This window comes from Aquirufa sp. OSTEICH-129A, from assembly GCF_054558355.1.
Map to the genome: position 1 here is coordinate 1 of NZ_JBPXKC010000023.1, position 287 is coordinate 287.

Sequence of the window (287 nt, forward strand, 5' to 3'; positions counted from 1 at the left end):
TAAGCTTACTGCCAATTTCGTCATCGTCGATGAACCAACTGTCACATTCAAAGTTCCGCCTGTGTTCGAGTTAATTGTACCATCACTCGCATTCACCGTAGCTGATTCTGCTTTGTACAAAATCATGGTTGCTGAGGCCACACCCGCTGTAAAGGTCATGCTGGTTCCGGTACCAAAGTTCGTACCCGCTACCGTTGGTGTCGTCGCTGGACTTGGTGAAGCATTCGCTCCTGAGAATGTAATTGTTTTAGCGCCTGTATACGTAGTAGCTGTATTGCCATTTGCAT

Annotated in this window: 1 protein-coding gene; it reads right to left on the minus strand. The window is 47.0% G+C overall.

The window, feature by feature from the left end:
* The coding region (locus SKC36_RS12350) for a hypothetical protein (RefSeq protein WP_459466080.1) at positions 1 to 287 on the minus strand (287 nt) is incomplete at both ends.